Below are 16,127 nucleotides of genomic sequence, written 5' to 3'. Positions count from 1 at the left end.
AAAAGCCCACATTGCTGTGGGCTTTTTCGTTTTGAATCATAAGTTTATGCGTAATTCCTGAAAGACTCCGGAGGTACGAATGCTTCCAGCTCGTCCTCCACAGCCTCGATGATTCGTTCGACATCCGCTGCATTCATCACCGTCGCGCACGGGATGCCAGCGATGGCGATCATGGTTTCGCCGCTGGCACGATCGAATAGTCGGGCGATCATACTGCCCGGCGCGTCCATCGTTGCTTCAAACCCCATCGGATGAAAATGCCAACGCATCAACTGGCATGCGTTGGGGAACGTGACTTTGCTTGACCCTTTATTCATGTGTTGCCCGCCTTCTTCATCGAGCGCTTCCGTTTGCTCATGTTAGGTGGGAAGAGCCTTCATTGGCTCAACCGGTGACTGACATTAAAAGTAGCATCCCGGTGTGAAATTCCTGTGAGATTTTTCAGTTCTTTTTGCGATTGCTTCGCATTTTTTGATGTAAGTCACGGCCTACGCAATCTTCGCCAAAAGGCCACTACGGATTAGTCATTGAAGCCTGTGGTGAACTTGGGCAAGCTCGATTCTTTTTCGCCGAGCTCCCTATGCACGCCGACGACGACGGCCCGGAACAGACCCAAGCCACGGCGGCCACGGTCATGCGCTATCACCTGAGCTGGAAGCACCGTGACCTCGACAGCGTCATGGCGCTTTATCACCCGGACATTCAGTACAACGATTTCTTTCAGAACCGCGTGCTCGGTCTCGAGGAGTTACGTGAGTACGTGCGTGTCAGTATGCCGCGTGAATCCGACGAACTGCTTGAGCATTGCGACCGCATTCGCGTCGACGGCAGCACGGCGTTCATTCAATACGAAGTGACCTTGCGCGGCGGTGACGGGCTGGTGTCGTTTCGCTCAAGCGAAGCGATCACGGTCAAGGACGGGCTGATCTGGCGCGTCAACGAATATGCCTCGCTGGTGCGCACGCAAACTGCTGGCACGGCCTCGTCAAGTCAGCGCCCGGCAGTCAGCCGCCTGGGCCTGTCGCCGCGCCAGTTGAGTTTTATGGCTGAAGACCTGCAGCAGTATTTCGAAAAACAGCAGCCGTACCTCGATCCCGAACTCGACTTGCAGCGGGTGGCGAAGGAGTGCGGGTACAGCCGCAATCAGATTTCCTATCTGCTCAATCAGGTCCTCGGGCAAAGCTTCTATCGCTACGTCAATCAGGCGCGCCTGCAACATCTGCTGCGCTCGCTGGATAACGCCACAGCACCGCTGCGCATCGATGAGCTGGCCTTTGCCGCGGGTTTCAATTCGTTGTCGGCGTTCTACAGCTGTTTCCGCCAGCACACCGGTCAGTCGCCCAAGGCTTACGCCAAACAAATTTCTTTGCGGGCACGCGCGCAAGACATCAACTGAGCACAGCCACTAGGATCGACGCCATCGAAGCATTTCAGTGGCGGAGTCTTGCATGCCGGCGTGGCGCACTATCAGTTTGTGGATGGATCAACTCGATGAGCCGCTGACCGCGCGGCCCGAGCTTGAGCGGGATCTGGATGTCGACGTGGCGATCATCGGCGCGGGCTACACCGGGCTGTGGACCGCGTACTACCTGAAGAAACTGGCGCCGGGCCTCGACATTGCGATTGTCGAAGCCCAGACCGCCGGTTTCGGTGCGTCCGGTCGCAATGGCGGCTGGCTGATGGGCAACCTGCTCGGCGAGGATCGCTTGCTGGCCGGGCTGTCGCCAGAACAGCGTCGTGCTTCCTTCGATCTGCTGCACAGCATTCCCGATGAAGTGGAGGTCGTCCTCGAACGCGAAGGTATCGACTGCGATTACCGCAAGGGCGGCGTGCTGTACTGCGCGGCGCGCTATCCAGAGCAGGAAGCCTCCCTGCGCGAATACCTGGGCAAACTGCACGCCCAAGGCCTTACCGACGACGACTACCGCTGGCTCAGTCCCGAACAACTGGCGCAGCAGATCCGCGTGGCTAAACCGTACGGCGGGATTTACGCGCCGCACGTGGCGACCATCCATCCGGCGAAACTGGTGCGGGGCCTCGCGCGCACCGTGCAGAACATGGGCGTGAAGATCTACGAAAACAGCCCGGCCATACACTGGCAGGCGGGTAGTTTGCGCACCGCAAAAGCCAGCGTGCGCAGTCGCTGGATCGTGCCGGCCGTTGAAGGGTATTCGGTGACTCTGCCGCCGTTGGGCCGCTATCAGCTGCCGGTGCAAAGCCTGATTGTCGCCACCGAACCGTTGTCTGCCGCGACCTGGGACGAAATCGGCCTCAGCCGTGGACAAGCGTTCAGCGAATTCAGCCGCCAAGTGACTTACGGCCAGCGCAGCGCCGACAACCGGCTGATCTTCGGCGCCCGTGGCGGTTATCAGTTCGCCGGCAAATTGCGCCACAACTTCGATCTGACCCGCGATGAGGTCGAACTGCGCCGCTATTTGTTCGGCGAACTGTTCCCGCAACTGAAAAACGTGCAGATCACCCACGCCTGGGGCGGCAACCTCGGCATGTCGCGGCACTTCAAACCGCACATGCTTTGCGATCGCGCCAACGGCATCGCGCTGTCCGGCGGTTATGGCGGGGAGGGCGTCGGCGCGAGCAATCTCGGCGGCCGCACCTTGGCGGATCTGATTCTTGAGCGCGATACGGAACTGGTTCGCCAGCCGTGGGTGCTGCCGGACGGCGGCATTCATGCGCTGCGTGCGTGGGAACCGGAGCCGTGCCGTTGGCTCGGCTACAACGCGATCATCAAAAGCTTCGTCCACGAAGACCAGACCCTGGCCAACCCGGCAACCGCGCCATGGCGGCGCAAGCTCGCCAGCCAGGTCGCGGGTTTCATGGAAGGTTTCATGCACTAAAAGCCGTTTATTTAAAAGACAGGTCAACTCATGAGCATTACCCAGTTTAAAAACACCGCAACCCTGCAGCTCGACGAATCCAGCCCGGTCGCCGTGCCCCTCGGCGAACCGATCGCGATTGCCTCGACCACCAGCGTCGAGCGCGACGACGGCGTCGAAACCGGCGTCTGGGAATGCACGCCCGGGCGCTGGCGTCGGCAGATCACCGCGCAGGAGTTCTGCCACTTCATTTCCGGGCGCTGCACGTTCACCCCCGACGGTGGCGGCGAAACCCTGCACATACAAGGTGGCGACGCACTGATGTTGCCGGCCAACACGCTCGGTGTCTGGGACATCCAGGAAACCGTGCGCAAGAGCTACGTGCTGATTTTCTGATTGTTTGATCCTTTGATTGCCTGCCAACAAAAAAGAAAACCCACACAGGAATCGATCCATGATCCGCAAGACCCTCGCTCTGGCACCGCTGATGCTCGCTGTTTCCCTTGCTCAGGCAGCGGAAACGGTCAAGGTTTACAACTGGTCCGACTACATCGCGCCGGACACCACCAAGAACTTCGAGAAAGAGACGGGCGTGGGTGTCACCTATGACGTCTACGACAGCAATGAAACCCTCGACGGCAAGTTGATGACCGGCAAATCCGGTTACGACGTGGTGTTTCCGTCCAACCACTTCATGGCCCGGCAGATTCAGGGCGGGGCGCTGAAAAAGCTCGACAAGAGCCAGTTGCCGAACTGGAAGAATCTCAACCCGGTGCTGCTCAAGGCCCTGCAGACCAATGACCCGAACAACGAACACGGCTTCCCCTACCTGTGGGGCAGCACGGGCATCGGCTACAACATCGCCAAGGTCAAAGAAGTGCTGGGCGACAACGCGCCGGTGGATTCCTGGGACTTGATCTTCAAGCCCGAATACATGGAAAAGCTGCAGAAGTGCGGCGTGGCGATCCTCGACAACGGCCCGGAATTGCTGCCGGCGGCGCTCAACTACCTGGGCCTGCCACACCACAGCAAAAATCCCGAGGACTATAAAAAAGCCGAAGCGCTGTTGCTGAAAGTGCGGCCGTACGTCAGCTACTTCCACTCCTCGAAATACACCAGTGACCTGGCCAACGGCGACATCTGCGTAGCCGTCGGTTTCTCTGGCGACATCCTGCAGGCCGAAAACCGTGCCAAAGAAGCGAAAAACGGTGTCGATATCGGCTACGCCATTCCCAAGGAAGGCGCGGCGATCTGGTTCGACATGGTCGCCATGCCGGCGGACGCCCCGGATGAGAAGGCCGGTTACGCGTTCATGAACTATCTGCTGCGCCCGGACGTGATGGCCGGTATCAGCAACTACGTGCACTACGCCAATGGCAATGAGCAGGCGGACAGCCTGATCGACCCGGCGATCAAGAATGACACCAAGGTTTATCCAAGCCCGGAGATGATGGGCAAGCTGTTTGCGCTGGAGGCGATGCCGTTGAACATTGACCGGATTCGTACGCGGGTGTGGAACAAGATCCGCACGGGGAGCTGAATTTCGCAATAAGGAAATCACAGGTCTATAACAAAAGAGTCTCTAGGACTGTCAGCTTTGACAGGTTCAGGATCCTGAATATGAGTGCCTAATTTGAGGTGCAACGATGGGCGTTGCATATACATACCGCTGACGTAGGAGCTCTCAAATGGCACAGGATCGAACCGCCACGCTCAAAGCCAAACGGCCTCCAGAAAATGCTGAGCAAGGAAGCACGGGGACGGTGTCGGGAACTGTCAAAAACCTGGTATCTGGAAAAACATACGATCTAACGGCCACCTTTATCGCTAGAGACTATGCAACACCTTGGGGTGTCTATTTGGCAGGTCCCGACCCTGAGGAAAGTGGAGGGCAATACAGCCTGCAAATTCACTTCGATGTGGCTGAGCCGGCCACCGGATCATATGAACTGGGCAGTGCCGGCTTCGCTCATGCGGTATACGCGAGGTGGCCTTCAGAGGCGTTTTACACAGTAGAGTCCGGCGTACTGGATCTTAAGAATTTTGTCAGCGTCAGGCATCTTGAAGGGGATCTAAAAGCCATAACATTGGGAAAGTGGGAGCGAAAATACGAGTTGAATCTGAAGTTCAGCATTATGGGGTAGCCTTTTCGGTACGCGGCACCCTGGTCCCCTCGCCGTGGATATCGTACCGCTTACGGTTCGAGATGAGGCGCGCTGGAGGCGATGCCGTTGAACATTGACCGGATTCGCACGCGGGTGTGGAACAAGATACGCACGGGGAGTTGATCATCAGGGCCGGGCTCTCTGCCTGGCCAGCTTGGTCTTGAAGATACTGGAATAACAAAGTCGGTTTTTATACCTGTCATTTATGACAGGTTTCAGCGAGATCATTTTCCGCTCTAATGAAAGAACGAAGGTCGCCTTGGTCTTCGAAAAAGGAAAAAGGAAAGGAAAATGTCTGATCCCAAAATTTTTTCTGAATTACCCGATAGCCATGAAGGCCAAAAAGGGGAGGCTTCAGGCACGATCAAGGGGACGGTGAAGAACCTGAAGACGGGAAAGGTTCATGACTTCAAGGATCCGTGGATCTGGCGCGACACACAGCTGGGCACATTGCGCTTTCATGGCGTCGTGAACGATCCGGAAGCGCCAGGTGAACAGGTCTCCATAGGTTTGCAGCTTTCTCTCGCTTTGCAACCGGATGGCGAGTTCGAGGTGGGTGATCCGAAAATTCTCTTTCTGGGCTACATCAAATATGGTTCTCCGGACGTTCTCTTCAGCGCTGAATCAGGGTTGGTGAAAATTCAGAGGCAAGCAGATGATCGTATCAATGGGTCGCTCAAGTTCGAAACGGTCACCATTGATGCCAATCAATACGCTGTTGATGTGATTTACAACATCCGGGCGACCTGATCGATTTGTCCGAACGAAAAAAGTGGGAGCGAGCCTGCTCGTGAAAACGTCTGCTCAGTCAGCGAGGTGCTGATGGCACGGCGATTCGCGAGCAAGCTCGCTCCCGTATTTGTCTCTCGATGGCAGGTTAACGGATTGATATCAATTCACTGGCACGCACTAACAAAGTGCAGGGAAGTGAGACGCGGCTAACAAAAAACAACTTACTCATATTTAATATTTAAATAGAAAATCGTCAGACAATTAGGCGAAAGCAGCGCAACTAAAACATTCTTTCATCCCCGCACGCTTTGTTTACGGCAGTTTTGCGAAACAGCCCGATTTGATCTCAAAAAAATCCTTTACGGCAGATTTCAAATTGTGTCAGGTTTCTTACGCCTTCATTGGGCGAGTGATAGGACGATCTCGCCAGAGAGAGTCCTATCGGACAAAAACTGTTCCATTGCTAAACAAGGAAGTGTGTTTATGTCGAAAGTTAAAGCGAATGCTATTGATACCGCTGAACAGGCTTTTCAGCTGTCTGCCTTCAGCTCGGCGTATAACCAGATCAATAGCTTCAGCCATCAGTACGACCGTGGCGGCAACCTCACGGTCAATGGCAAACCCTCCTACTCCGTCGATCAGGCCGCAACCCAGTTGCTGCGCGACGGTGCTGCCTACCAGGACAAGGACGGCAGCGGCAAGATCGAACTCACCTACACGTTCCTGACTTCGGCATCGTCCAGCACGATGAACAAGCACGGGATCAGCGGGTTCAGTCAGTTCAGTGCACAACAACAAGCCCAGGCCAAGCTCGCCATGCAATCCTGGGCTGACGTGGCCAACGTGACCTTCACCGAGAAAGCCTCGGGCGGTGACGGCCACATGACCTTCGGTAACTACAGCGGTGGCCAGGATGGCGCTGCAGCGTTCGCTTATCTGCCAGGCACCGGCGCCGGCTATGACGGTACCTCGTGGTACCTGATCAACAGTGGCTACACGCAGAACAAGAATCCGGATCTGAACAACTACGGTCGTCAGACCCTGACTCACGAAATCGGCCACAGCCTGGGGCTGGCTCACCCTGGCGACTACAATGCCGGTAATGGCAACCCGACCTACAACGACGCTTCCTACGGGCAAGACACCCGCGGCTACAGCGTCATGAGCTACTGGAGCGAAAGCAACACCAATCAGAACTTCAGCAAGGGTGGTGTCGAAGCGTATTCGTCCGGCCCGCTGATGGACGATATCGCTGCTATCCAGAAACTCTACGGTGCCAACACCAGCACCCGTACCGGTGACACCACCTACGGCTTCAACTCCAACGCCGGCCGCGATTTCCTCAGCGCTTCGTCGTCGAGTGACAAAGTGGTGTTCTCGGTGTGGGACGCGGGCGGCAAGGACACTCTGGACTTCTCGGGCTTCACTCAGAACCAGAAGATCAACCTCAATGACGCCTCGTTCTCCGATGTTGGCGGTCTGGTGGGTAACGTGTCCATCGCCAAGGGCGCGATCATCGAGAACGCCATTGGTGGCTCGGGTAACGATCTGCTGATCGGCAACAGCGTGGCCAACGAGCTCAAGGGCGGCGCCGGCAACGACATCCTCTACGGGGCTGGCGGTGCCGACAAGCTGTGGGGCGGCGCCGGTTCGGACACTTTTGTGTTTGCGGCCAGCTCGGACTCCAAGCCAGGTGCCATCGATCAGATCCTCGATTTCGTCAGCGGTCTGGACAAAATCGACCTGACCGGTATTACCAACGGCGCCGGCCTGCACTTCGTCAGCAGCTTCACCGGTTCCGCCGGTGACGCGATCCTGACGTCGTCGGGTGGCAACAGCCTGCTGTCGGTGGACTTCTCCGGGCACGGCGTGGCTGATTTCCAGGTCAGCACCGTTGGCCAGGCAGCGACCAGCGACATCGTGGCGTGATGTAGCAGTGGAAAGCGGCGTGTGATGCGCCGCTTTCTTTGCTTGCATCGTGCTGGTCGGTAAGCAAGGCTACACGCCGGAGCGAATATTCCCATGATCTGTAAAGCGTTTACCTACAAGGCAATGGCGTGGCTTTCGGCGGCGCTCATCATGATTTCAGGAGAAAACGGTATGGCAAGCAGCCTCAGACTTGAAGAACCCTCGGTGTTGGCCGGACAGTGGCAGGCGACGTTGTCCGATCGGGATGCTGATCCGAAAGCGCAAAAGCAGCAGGACAAGCCTTCGAACACTTGCGTCATCGAATTGCAGGCGAACAAAACCCTGGGTAAAGGTGCCGACTGTCTCGGCGCCTGGATTGAACAAGCCCCGATCGGTTGGTTTCCCGATCCGGACGGCCTGTCTATTACCGGCAAGGAAGGCTCAAGAATCCAGTTCTTCAGCCGACAACGTGACGGGCTTTATCTGACCACTTTGAAGTCAGGTCTGGTGATTACGCTTGAACGCGCAGCGCAATAGTCTTGACTATCCAGACGGCGACAAAGTTTTAATATAAAGCGCCACGCTATGGTTATAAGTAACACTGAGTGGCAACTGCGCCGCATTTAATTGCTTGAGTTGTTATGAAAGTGTAAGCGGTAGACAAAAAATCAAGTTCCGACGTTGTGCGGTTAATTAATTCGACTCTCGCCAATGAATGGCGGGAAATATTTTCCAGGAATAATCAATGAAGATGGCGAAGGCCCCAGCCACCGCGCCTTTATTCAAGGCATTGGGTGACTATAAAAGTATCCTGATCAGCGTCGGCTGCTTTACCGCGCTGATTAACGTGCTGATGCTGGTGCCCTCCATCTATATGCTGCAGGTCTATGACCGGGTGCTGTCTTCGCAGAACGAGACAACCCTGGCGATGCTGTCGCTGATGGTGGTCGGCTTCTTCGCCTTTATCGGCCTGCTGGAAGTGGTGCGCAGCTTTATCGTGATCCGCATCGGCAGTCAGTTGGAACGCCGCTTCAACCTGCGGGTTTACCAAGCCGCGTTTGAGCGCAACCTGTTCAAGGGCGAGGGTAACGCCGGCCAATCGCTGGGCGATCTGACGCACATTCGCCAATTCGTCACCGGCCCAGCGCTGTTCGCGTTTTTCGATGCGCCGTGGTTCCCGGTCTATCTGTTCGTGATTTACCTGTTCAACGTCTGGCTCGGCGTACTCGCCACGGCCGGCGCGCTGCTGCTGATCGGCCTGGCCTGCCTCAACGAGTACATGACCAAAAAGCCGCTGGGCGAAGCCGCCGGTTATTCGCAGAAGTCCAGCCAGCTGGCTACCAGCCATTTACACAACGCCGAAACCATTCAGGCGATGGGCATGCTCGGTTCCCTGCGCAAACGCTGGTTTCAGGTGCACTCGCGCTTCCTCGGTCTGCAAAATCAGGCCAGTGACACCGGTGCGGTGATCAGCTCGCTGAGTAAAACCCTGCGCCTGTGCCTGCAATCGTTGGTCTTGGGCCTGGGCGCATTGCTGGTGATCAAGGGCGACATGACCGCCGGGATGATGATCGCCGGTTCGATCCTGATGGGCCGCGTGCTCAGTCCGATCGACCAGTTGATTGCGGTGTGGAAGCAGTGGAGCGGGGCGAAGCTGGCTTACCGCCGTCTCGATGCATTGCTGCAAGCGTTCCCGCCGAGTGACGACGCTATGGCGCTGCCGGCGCCGAAAGGCCAGATCACCTTCGAACAAGTCAGCGCCGGTCCACCGGGGCAACGTGCGGCGACCCTGCAGATGGTCAACTTCAATCTGAATGCCGGCGAAGTGCTCGGCGTGCTCGGGGCTTCCGGTTCCGGCAAGTCGACCCTCGCTCGGGTGCTGGTCGGTGTCTGGCCGACCCTCGGCGGCACTGTGCGCCTTGATGGCGCGGACATTCATCGCTGGAACCGCGATGACCTTGGCCCGTACATCGGCTACCTGCCGCAAGACATCGAACTGTTCAGTGGCAGCATCGCCGAGAACATCGCCCGTTTCAGCGAGGCCGATCCGCAGAAAGTCGTGGCGGCGGCGCAACAGGCCGGCGTGCACGAAATGATTCTGCGTCTGCCGCAAGGCTACGACACGCAACTGGGCGAGGATGGCAGCGGTTTGTCCGGCGGCCAGAAGCAGCGCGTGGCATTGGCGCGTTCAATGTACGGCACACCGAGCCTGGTGGTGCTGGATGAACCGAACTCCAACCTCGACACCGTCGGCGAAGCCGCATTGGCCAGCGCCATCGCCGCGCTTAAAGCGCAAGGCACCACGGTGGTGCTGGTGACGCACCGTTCTTCGGTGTTGGCCCAGGCCGACAAACTGCTGGTCCTCAATGAAGGACGTTTGCAAGCCTTCGGCCCGAGTCAGGACGTGCTCAAGGCGCTCTCCGGCCAGCAAGAACAACAACGGGAAAAACCTGCACAGGCACCGGGCGGGCTCAGCATGAGCCGTCAGTATCAGCCCTCGACAAGGAATTCGGGTGTATGAGCAGCGCAAGCATGAACACTGAAAACGAAGCGAGCATGGAACACGCCTACATCACCGAACGCCCGGAGCGCGATGCGAAGTTCTTCGCACGTATGGGCTGGATTCTGGCGATCGTTGGCGCCGGCAGTTTCTTCACCTGGGCGGCCCTGGCGCCGCTGGATCAAGGCATTCCGGTGCAAGGCACGGTCGTGGTCTCGGGCAAGCGCAAAGCCGTGCAGTCGATGAGCAGCGGCGTAGTCAGCCGGATTCTGGTGCGCGAAGGCGAGATCGTGAAGCAGGGCCAGCCGCTGTTCCGCCTCGATCAGACGCAAGTCGCCGCTGACGTGCAGTCGCTGCAAGCGCAGTACCGGATGGCTTGGGCCAGCCTCGCGCGCTGGCAGGCCGAGCGCGACAACCTCAAGCAAGTGACCTTTCCCGCCGAACTGAGCAATGACCCGGATCCGCGTCTGGCACTGGTGCTGGAAGGCCAGCGCCAACTGTTCAGCAGCCGCCGCGAGGCGTACTACCGCGAGCAGGCCGGACTACGTGCGAGCATTGAAGGCGCCACCGCGCAACTGGCCGGCATGCGCCGCGCCCGCACTGATCTCAATGCTCAGGCCGACTCGCTGCAACAACAGTTGAGCAATCTGCAGCCGCTCGCCGACAACGGCTACATCCCGCGCAACCGCTTGATGGAGTACCAGCGGCAACTATCGCAAGTGCAGCAGCAACTGGCGGAAAACACCGGTGAAAGCGGTCGCGTGGAGCAGGGCATCCTCGAGTCGCGCCTGAAGCTGCAACAGCACGCCGAGGAATACCAGAAGGAAGTCCGCACGCAACTGGCCGAAGCGCAACTGAAAAGCGTGACCCTGTCGGAGCAACTGACTTCGGCCGGTTTCGACCTGCAACACAGCGAAATCATCGCCACCGCCGACGGCGTGGCGGTCAACCTCGGCGTGCACACCGAGGGCGCGGTGGTGCGCCAAGGCGAAACCTTGCTGGAGATCGTTCCGCAAGGCACCACGCTGGAAGTGGAAGGGCACTTGCCGATCAACCTGATCGACAAGGTCGGCGCACATTTGCCGGTTGACATCCTGTTTACCGCGTTCAACCAGAGCAAAACTCCACGTGTACCGGGTGAAGTCAGCCTGATTTCCGCCGACCAGATGGTCGACGAGAAAACCGGTGTGCCGTACTACGTCCTGCGCAGCAGCGTCAGCGATCAGGCCATGGAAAAACTCAACGGCTTGGTGATCAAGCCCGGTATGCCAGCAGAAATGTTCGTGCGTACGGGCGAGCGTTCCCTGCTCAACTATCTGTTCAAACCGCTGCTTGACCGGGCCGGCTCCGCGTTGACCGAGGAATAAGGATGTTCGGCTGTATGAATAAGCTTTCCATGCTCGCAGCGGCAATGATGCTGCTCGCGAGTCACTCAGCAGTAGCGGCCATGGGGCCGTTCGAGATCTACGAACAGGCGTTGCGCAATGACCCGGTGTTCCTCGGGGCGATAAAGGAGCGCGACGCTGGTTTGGAAAACCGCGCCATTGGCCGTGCCGGGCTGTTGCCACGCATCGGTTACACCTACAACAAGGGTCGCAACTCGTCGAAAGCCACCTCCCTCGACGAGCGCGCGCGCAACCGTACTGACGACCGCAATTACAGCAGTTACGGCTCGGCGCTGACGTTGCAGCAACCGCTGCTCGATTACGAGGCTTACGCGGCGTATCGCAAAGGTGTCGCGCAGTCGTTGTTCGCTGACGAGAACTTTCGCGGCAAGAGTCAGGAGTTGTTGGTTCGCGTGCTGGATAACTACACCAAGGCACTGTTCGCGCAGGATCAGATCGACATCGCGCAGGCGAAGAAGAAGGCGTACGAGCAGCAGTTCCAGCAGAACGAACACATGTTCAAGCAGGGCGAGGGCACGCGTACCGACATTCTTGAAGCCGAATCGCGCTATGAGCTGGCGACTGCCGAAGAGATCGAGGCGCGTAACGAGCAGGATGCCGCGCTGCGCGAACTCGGCGCACTGGTCGGCACGCCGGCGGTAGACATTGGTGATCTGGCGCCGCTGGCTCAAAACTTCCAGACTTTCGCGCTGATGCCTGCCAATTACGATACCTGGCATGAAATGGCGGTGAGCAATAACCCGAATCTGGCCTCGCAGCGTCAGGCCGTGGAAGTTGCGCGGTATGAAGTGGAACGCAATCGCGCCGGGCATTTGCCGAAAGTCAGTGCTTACGCGTCGATGCGCCAGAACGAATCGGAAAGCGGCAACACCTACAACCAGCGCTACGAAACCAACACCATCGGTTTTGAAGTCAGCGTGCCGTTGTATGCCGGTGGCGGGGTGTCGGCCTCGACGCGTCAGGCCAGCCGCACCATGGAACAGGCTGAGTACGAGCTCGATGGCAAGACGCGTGAAACGCTGATCGAACTGCGTCGGCAGTTCAGCGCCTGTTTGTCCGGGGTGAGCAAACTGCGCGCTTATCAGAAAGCGCTGAGCTCGGCGGAAGCGCTGGTAGTGTCGACCAAGCAGAGCATTCTTGGTGGTGAGCGGACCAATCTCGACGCGTTGAACGCCGAGCAGCAGCTGTTCACCACACGCCGCGATCTGGCGCAGGCGCGGTACGACTATCTGATGGCCTGGACCAAGTTGCATTACTACGCCGGGACCTTGAACGAGCAGGATCTGGCGCGGGTGGATGAGGCTTTTGTGGTCGCTAAACAGCCCTCGCCCTAACCCTCTCCCAGAGGGAGAGGGCACCGATCCGGGGATGTTTTAGAAGTACACCGACTTGAACGAGCGTCACTGAATCCAAGATCGATTAGCTCCGTTTGCCTTGGCGAGGATGTGCTCTACCGAATCCACAATCGACCCGGTTTTCCAGGTCGGTGCATGACGCAAGACCCCGCGGTCAGCTCCCTCTCCTGGGGGAGAGGGCTGGGGTGAGGGAACAGGCAACACCGCAAAAGAACCTGCATAAAACAATAAAAGTGAGTGGTGAACATGGACGTACGCATCAAGCCGATTTCGGTCGGCACCCTGCTGCTTGTGATTTCTGCAACCCAGGCGCAGGCCCAATACCTCGAAGCCGGCAAACCCGGCGATCCTGCCAGTTGGCGCAGCGCTGAATTCCTCCGCGACTGGGGCCTGAGCCGCATGCAGGCCGAGCAAGCCTACGCCGCCGGCATCACCGGCCAAGGCGTGAAAATCGGCGCGCTCGACTCCGGTTTCGATGCCGCTCACCCGGAATTCGCCAGCGATCGTTATCACCCGGTCACGGCCAGCGGCAGCTACATCGACGGCTCTCTGTTCAACGTCGATGGCACCCTCAATCCCAACAACGACTCCCACGGCACTCACGTCGTCGGCACCATGGGCGCCTCGCGCGATGGCAGCGGCATGCATGGCGTGGCGTACAACGCGCAACTCTACGTCGGCAACACCAACAAGAACGACAGTTTTCTGTTCGGCCCCAACCCCGATCCGCGCTATTTCAAAGCGGTGTATGACGCGCTCGCCGATGCCGGCGTACGCGCAATCAACAACAGCTGGGGCAGCCAGCCGCCGGTTGTCAGCTATCGCACACTGGCCGATCTGCACGCCGCGTACGCCCAGCACTGGAACAAAGGCACCTGGCTCGATGCTGCTGCGGATGTTTCCCGACGCGGTGTGATCAACGTGTTCAGCGCCGGCAACAGCGGCTATCCGAATGCCAGTGTGCGTTCAGCGCTGCCGTACTTTCAGCCGGACCTTGAAGGTCACTGGCTGGCAGTGTCGGGCCTCGATCAGAGCAATCAGCAGAAGTACAACCAGTGCGGTCTCGCCAAATACTGGTGCATCACCACGCCGGGGGCGAAGATCGACAGCACCATTCCCGGTGGCGGTTACGCGATCAAGTCCGGCACCTCGATGTCGGCGCCGCATGCGACCGGCGCACTGGCGCTGGTGATGGAACGCTACCCGTACATGAACAATCAGCAGGCACTTGAAGTGTTGCTGACCACCGCAACGCAACTGGATGGCTCGGTCACCGATGCGCCGACCGAACGGGTCGGTTGGGGCGTGGCCAATCTGAACCGGGCGATGCGCGGGCCCGGGCAATTGCTCGGTGCGTTTGATGCCAGCCTGGGGGCAGGGCAACGCGATGTCTGGAGCAATGACATCTCTGACAAGGCGCTGATTCAACGCCAAAGCGAAGACCTCGCCGAGCACACAGCCTGGCAGCAAACCCTGCAAGACAAGGGCTGGCTGAATGGAGTTGCTGCGGGCGCCAGCCAACAGGATCAGACCGATTACGCGGTCGGCACTGCCCGTGATGCGGCAGCGGCGAGCCGGGTGTATCAAGGCAGCCTGATCAAATCCGGCGGCGGTCAGTTGATCCTCAGCGGCGACAATACTTATCGCGGTGCGACCACGGTCAATGGCGGTTTGCTCACGGTCAACGGTTCGCTGACTTCCGCCGTAACGGTGAACGATAGCGGCAGCCTCGGTGGTTCCGGTCGGATCGGTGCGTTGACCGCCAACAGCGGTGCTCGCGTGGCGCCTGGCAACTCCATCGGTACTTTGAACGTTGCCGGTGACGTGACCTTCGCGCCCGGTTCGACTTACGCCGTCGAGCTGTCGCCAACCAGCAGTGACCGCATCGTTGCTGGCGGCACGGCCAGCGTCAGCGGCGCCACCGTCAGCCTGTCGCTGGAAAACAGCCCGACGCTGCTCAGCACCACCGAAGCGCAAAGCCTGCTGGGTCGCCAGTACGACATCCTGCAGGCGGCCGGTGGGGTTCAGGGCCAGTTCGGTGCCGTGCTGCCGAATTACCTGTTTATCGGCGGCAGCCTCGACTATGCCGCCAACGGTATCCAGCTCAATGTCGAGCGTAATGCGACAACGTTCGGCAGCGTCGGTCAAACGCCGAATCAGCGCTCGGTGGCGGCTGCGGTCGAAGGTCTGGGCGCCGGGAACGCGGTGTATGAAAGCCTGTTGCTCTCGCCAACAGCCGCTTCGGCGCAACAGGCCTTCCAGCAGTTGAGCGGCGAGATCTACCCGGCGTTGAGTTCGATGCTGATCAACGACAGCCGCCAGTTGCGCGATGCGGTGGGCGATCGTCTGCACGACACAACTGCTGCGCAAAGCAACGGCTGGATCAAGGCTCTCGGGGCATGGGGCACGACCGATTCGAGTCACGACACGGCGGGCTACAACACTTCGATTGGCGGACTGCTGGCAGGTGTCGACGGCGCGCTGGACGAGCAGACCCGTATCGGTCTGGTCACCGGTTACAGCGACAGTTCGCTGAGTATGGGTTCGGGCACGCATTCCTCGGCCAAGGTCGACAGCTATCACCTCGGCGCGTACGCCGGCCGTGAGGTCGGCGCCTGGCGCTTGAGCACCGGCGCTGCCTACAGCTGGCATCGCGCCGATGTGAAACGCGATCTGCAATACGGCGACGTCAGTGCCAAACAGAAAGCCAAGGTCGACGCGGCGACCACGCAAGTGTTCGGCGAGGCGGCTTATCGCTTGCACCTGCAACCATTGGCGCTGGAGCCGTTCGCCAACCTCGCCTACGTGCATCTGGACACCGAAGGTTTGACCGAGAAGGGCGACGCTGCCGCGTTGAAGAGCTCCGGCGATCAACGTGACGCGGTGCTGAGCACCCTCGGTGTGCGGGCGATCAAGACCTTCAATCTTTCGCCTGCGCAATCACTCGACGTCAGTGGCCACCTCGGCTGGCAGCACAGCCTGAGCGACATCGATTCCGAACAGCATCTGCGCTTCGCCAGTGGCGGCACACCGTATGCGGTGGAGAGTTCGGCGCTGGTACGCGATGCGGCGCTGGTTGGTGTGCAGGCCAGCCTAGCGCTGAGCCGCGATGTACGGGTCAACCTGGATTACAACGGACAACTGGCCAGTCGCGAAAAGCTTCATGGCGTTGGCCTGAGCCTGAACTGGCAGTTCTAAGCAAGATAACCCGGCTTCTGGTGATCGTT

13 protein-coding genes are annotated in these 16,127 nt (G+C 58.9%); 12 read left to right on the top strand and 1 reads right to left on the bottom strand.

What is annotated here, in order from left to right; genetic code table 11:
* Positions 1-44: 44 nt before the first annotated feature.
* Positions 45-317, bottom strand: a complete 273-nt coding sequence (locus HUW52_RS17440; protein ID WP_175554388.1) for a DUF1652 domain-containing protein — start codon at positions 315-317, stop codon at positions 45-47.
* A gap of 263 nt (positions 318-580) precedes the next feature.
* On the opposite strand from HUW52_RS17440, the gene HUW52_RS17435 reads away from it, so the two are divergent.
* The 12 genes from HUW52_RS17435 to HUW52_RS17380 all read left to right on the top strand — a co-directional run bounded on the left by HUW52_RS17435 (position 581) and on the right by HUW52_RS17380 (position 16,098).
* Complete coding sequence (locus tag HUW52_RS17435; RefSeq protein WP_016983057.1) at positions 581-1,396, top strand: AraC family transcriptional regulator; 816 nt, start codon at positions 581-583, stop codon at positions 1,394-1,396.
* Positions 1,397-1,448: 52 nt separating this feature from the next.
* A complete protein-coding gene (locus HUW52_RS17430) occupies positions 1,449-2,855 on the top strand; it encodes an FAD-binding oxidoreductase (RefSeq protein WP_175554387.1) in 1,407 nt (468 codons plus the stop codon).
* A 30-nt stretch (positions 2,856-2,885) separates the two neighbouring features.
* Entirely contained in the window at positions 2,886-3,230 is a 345-nt protein-coding gene (locus tag HUW52_RS17425) for a cupin domain-containing protein (protein WP_016983059.1), read from the top strand.
* Between the two features lie 58 nt (positions 3,231-3,288).
* Complete coding sequence (locus tag HUW52_RS17420) at positions 3,289-4,374, top strand: polyamine ABC transporter substrate-binding protein (RefSeq protein WP_175554386.1); 1,086 nt, start codon at positions 3,289-3,291, stop codon at positions 4,372-4,374.
* Between the two features lie 148 nt (positions 4,375-4,522).
* The gene (locus tag HUW52_RS17415) at positions 4,523-4,978 is read left to right on the top strand and encodes a hypothetical protein (protein WP_016984624.1); all 456 of its coding nucleotides are present in this window, start codon (positions 4,523-4,525) and stop codon (positions 4,976-4,978) included.
* A 312-nt stretch (positions 4,979-5,290) separates the two neighbouring features.
* The gene (locus HUW52_RS17410; protein ID WP_175554385.1) at positions 5,291-5,749 is read left to right on the top strand and encodes a hypothetical protein; all 459 of its coding nucleotides are present in this window, start codon (positions 5,291-5,293) and stop codon (positions 5,747-5,749) included.
* Between the two features lie 465 nt (positions 5,750-6,214).
* Positions 6,215-7,660 (top strand): serralysin family metalloprotease, encoded by a 1,446-nt coding sequence (locus HUW52_RS17405; RefSeq protein WP_016986757.1) that lies wholly within the window; start codon positions 6,215-6,217, stop codon positions 7,658-7,660.
* 93 nt (positions 7,661-7,753) lie between these two features.
* Positions 7,754-8,176, top strand: a complete 423-nt coding sequence (locus HUW52_RS17400; RefSeq protein WP_016986758.1) for an AprI/Inh family metalloprotease inhibitor — start codon at positions 7,754-7,756, stop codon at positions 8,174-8,176.
* A 208-nt stretch (positions 8,177-8,384) separates the two neighbouring features.
* Positions 8,385-10,160 (top strand): type I secretion system permease/ATPase, encoded by a 1,776-nt coding sequence (locus HUW52_RS17395; RefSeq protein WP_016986759.1) that lies wholly within the window; start codon positions 8,385-8,387, stop codon positions 10,158-10,160.
* The gene (locus tag HUW52_RS17390) at positions 10,157-11,506 is read left to right on the top strand and encodes an HlyD family type I secretion periplasmic adaptor subunit (RefSeq protein ID WP_016986760.1); all 1,350 of its coding nucleotides are present in this window, start codon (positions 10,157-10,159) and stop codon (positions 11,504-11,506) included. The genes HUW52_RS17395 and HUW52_RS17390 overlap by 4 nt, the downstream gene beginning before the upstream one ends.
* A 2-nt stretch (positions 11,507-11,508) precedes the next feature.
* Positions 11,509-12,879, top strand: a complete 1,371-nt coding sequence (locus tag HUW52_RS17385) for a TolC family outer membrane protein (protein ID WP_175554384.1) — start codon at positions 11,509-11,511, stop codon at positions 12,877-12,879.
* A gap of 267 nt (positions 12,880-13,146) precedes the next feature.
* Positions 13,147-16,098 carry an autotransporter serine protease gene (locus HUW52_RS17380; RefSeq protein WP_175554383.1) on the top strand — a complete coding sequence of 984 codons (2,952 nt, stop codon included), beginning with the start codon at positions 13,147-13,149 and terminating at the stop codon, positions 16,096-16,098.
* The last annotated feature ends 29 nt before the right edge of the window (positions 16,099-16,127 follow it).

Source organism: Pseudomonas sp. 43A, from assembly GCF_013363935.1.
GTDB classification, from domain to species: Bacteria; Pseudomonadota; Gammaproteobacteria; order Pseudomonadales; family Pseudomonadaceae; genus Aquipseudomonas; species Aquipseudomonas crudilactis.
This window is presented reverse-complemented; position numbering and strand designations above follow the sequence as displayed.

Coding starts and splice junctions, on each gene's coding strand:
- HUW52_RS17440 (WP_175554388.1), bottom strand. CDS start 317: ATGAATAAAGGGTCAAGCAAAGTCACGTTCCCCAACGCATGCCAGTTG.
- HUW52_RS17390 (WP_016986760.1), top strand. CDS start 10,157: ATGAGCAGCGCAAGCATGAACACTGAAAACGAAGCGAGCATGGAACAC.
- HUW52_RS17425 (WP_016983059.1), top strand. CDS start 2,886: ATGAGCATTACCCAGTTTAAAAACACCGCAACCCTGCAGCTCGACGAA.
- HUW52_RS17420 (WP_175554386.1), top strand. CDS start 3,289: ATGATCCGCAAGACCCTCGCTCTGGCACCGCTGATGCTCGCTGTTTCC.
- HUW52_RS17385 (WP_175554384.1), top strand. CDS start 11,509: ATGTTCGGCTGTATGAATAAGCTTTCCATGCTCGCAGCGGCAATGATG.
- HUW52_RS17395 (WP_016986759.1), top strand. CDS start 8,385: ATGAAGATGGCGAAGGCCCCAGCCACCGCGCCTTTATTCAAGGCATTG.
- HUW52_RS17400 (WP_016986758.1), top strand. CDS start 7,754: ATGATCTGTAAAGCGTTTACCTACAAGGCAATGGCGTGGCTTTCGGCG.
- HUW52_RS17405 (WP_016986757.1), top strand. CDS start 6,215: ATGTCGAAAGTTAAAGCGAATGCTATTGATACCGCTGAACAGGCTTTT.
- HUW52_RS17415 (WP_016984624.1), top strand. CDS start 4,523: ATGGCACAGGATCGAACCGCCACGCTCAAAGCCAAACGGCCTCCAGAA.
- HUW52_RS17430 (WP_175554387.1), top strand. CDS start 1,449: ATGCCGGCGTGGCGCACTATCAGTTTGTGGATGGATCAACTCGATGAG.
- HUW52_RS17435 (WP_016983057.1), top strand. CDS start 581: ATGCACGCCGACGACGACGGCCCGGAACAGACCCAAGCCACGGCGGCC.
- HUW52_RS17380 (WP_175554383.1), top strand. CDS start 13,147: ATGGACGTACGCATCAAGCCGATTTCGGTCGGCACCCTGCTGCTTGTG.
- HUW52_RS17410 (WP_175554385.1), top strand. CDS start 5,291: ATGTCTGATCCCAAAATTTTTTCTGAATTACCCGATAGCCATGAAGGC.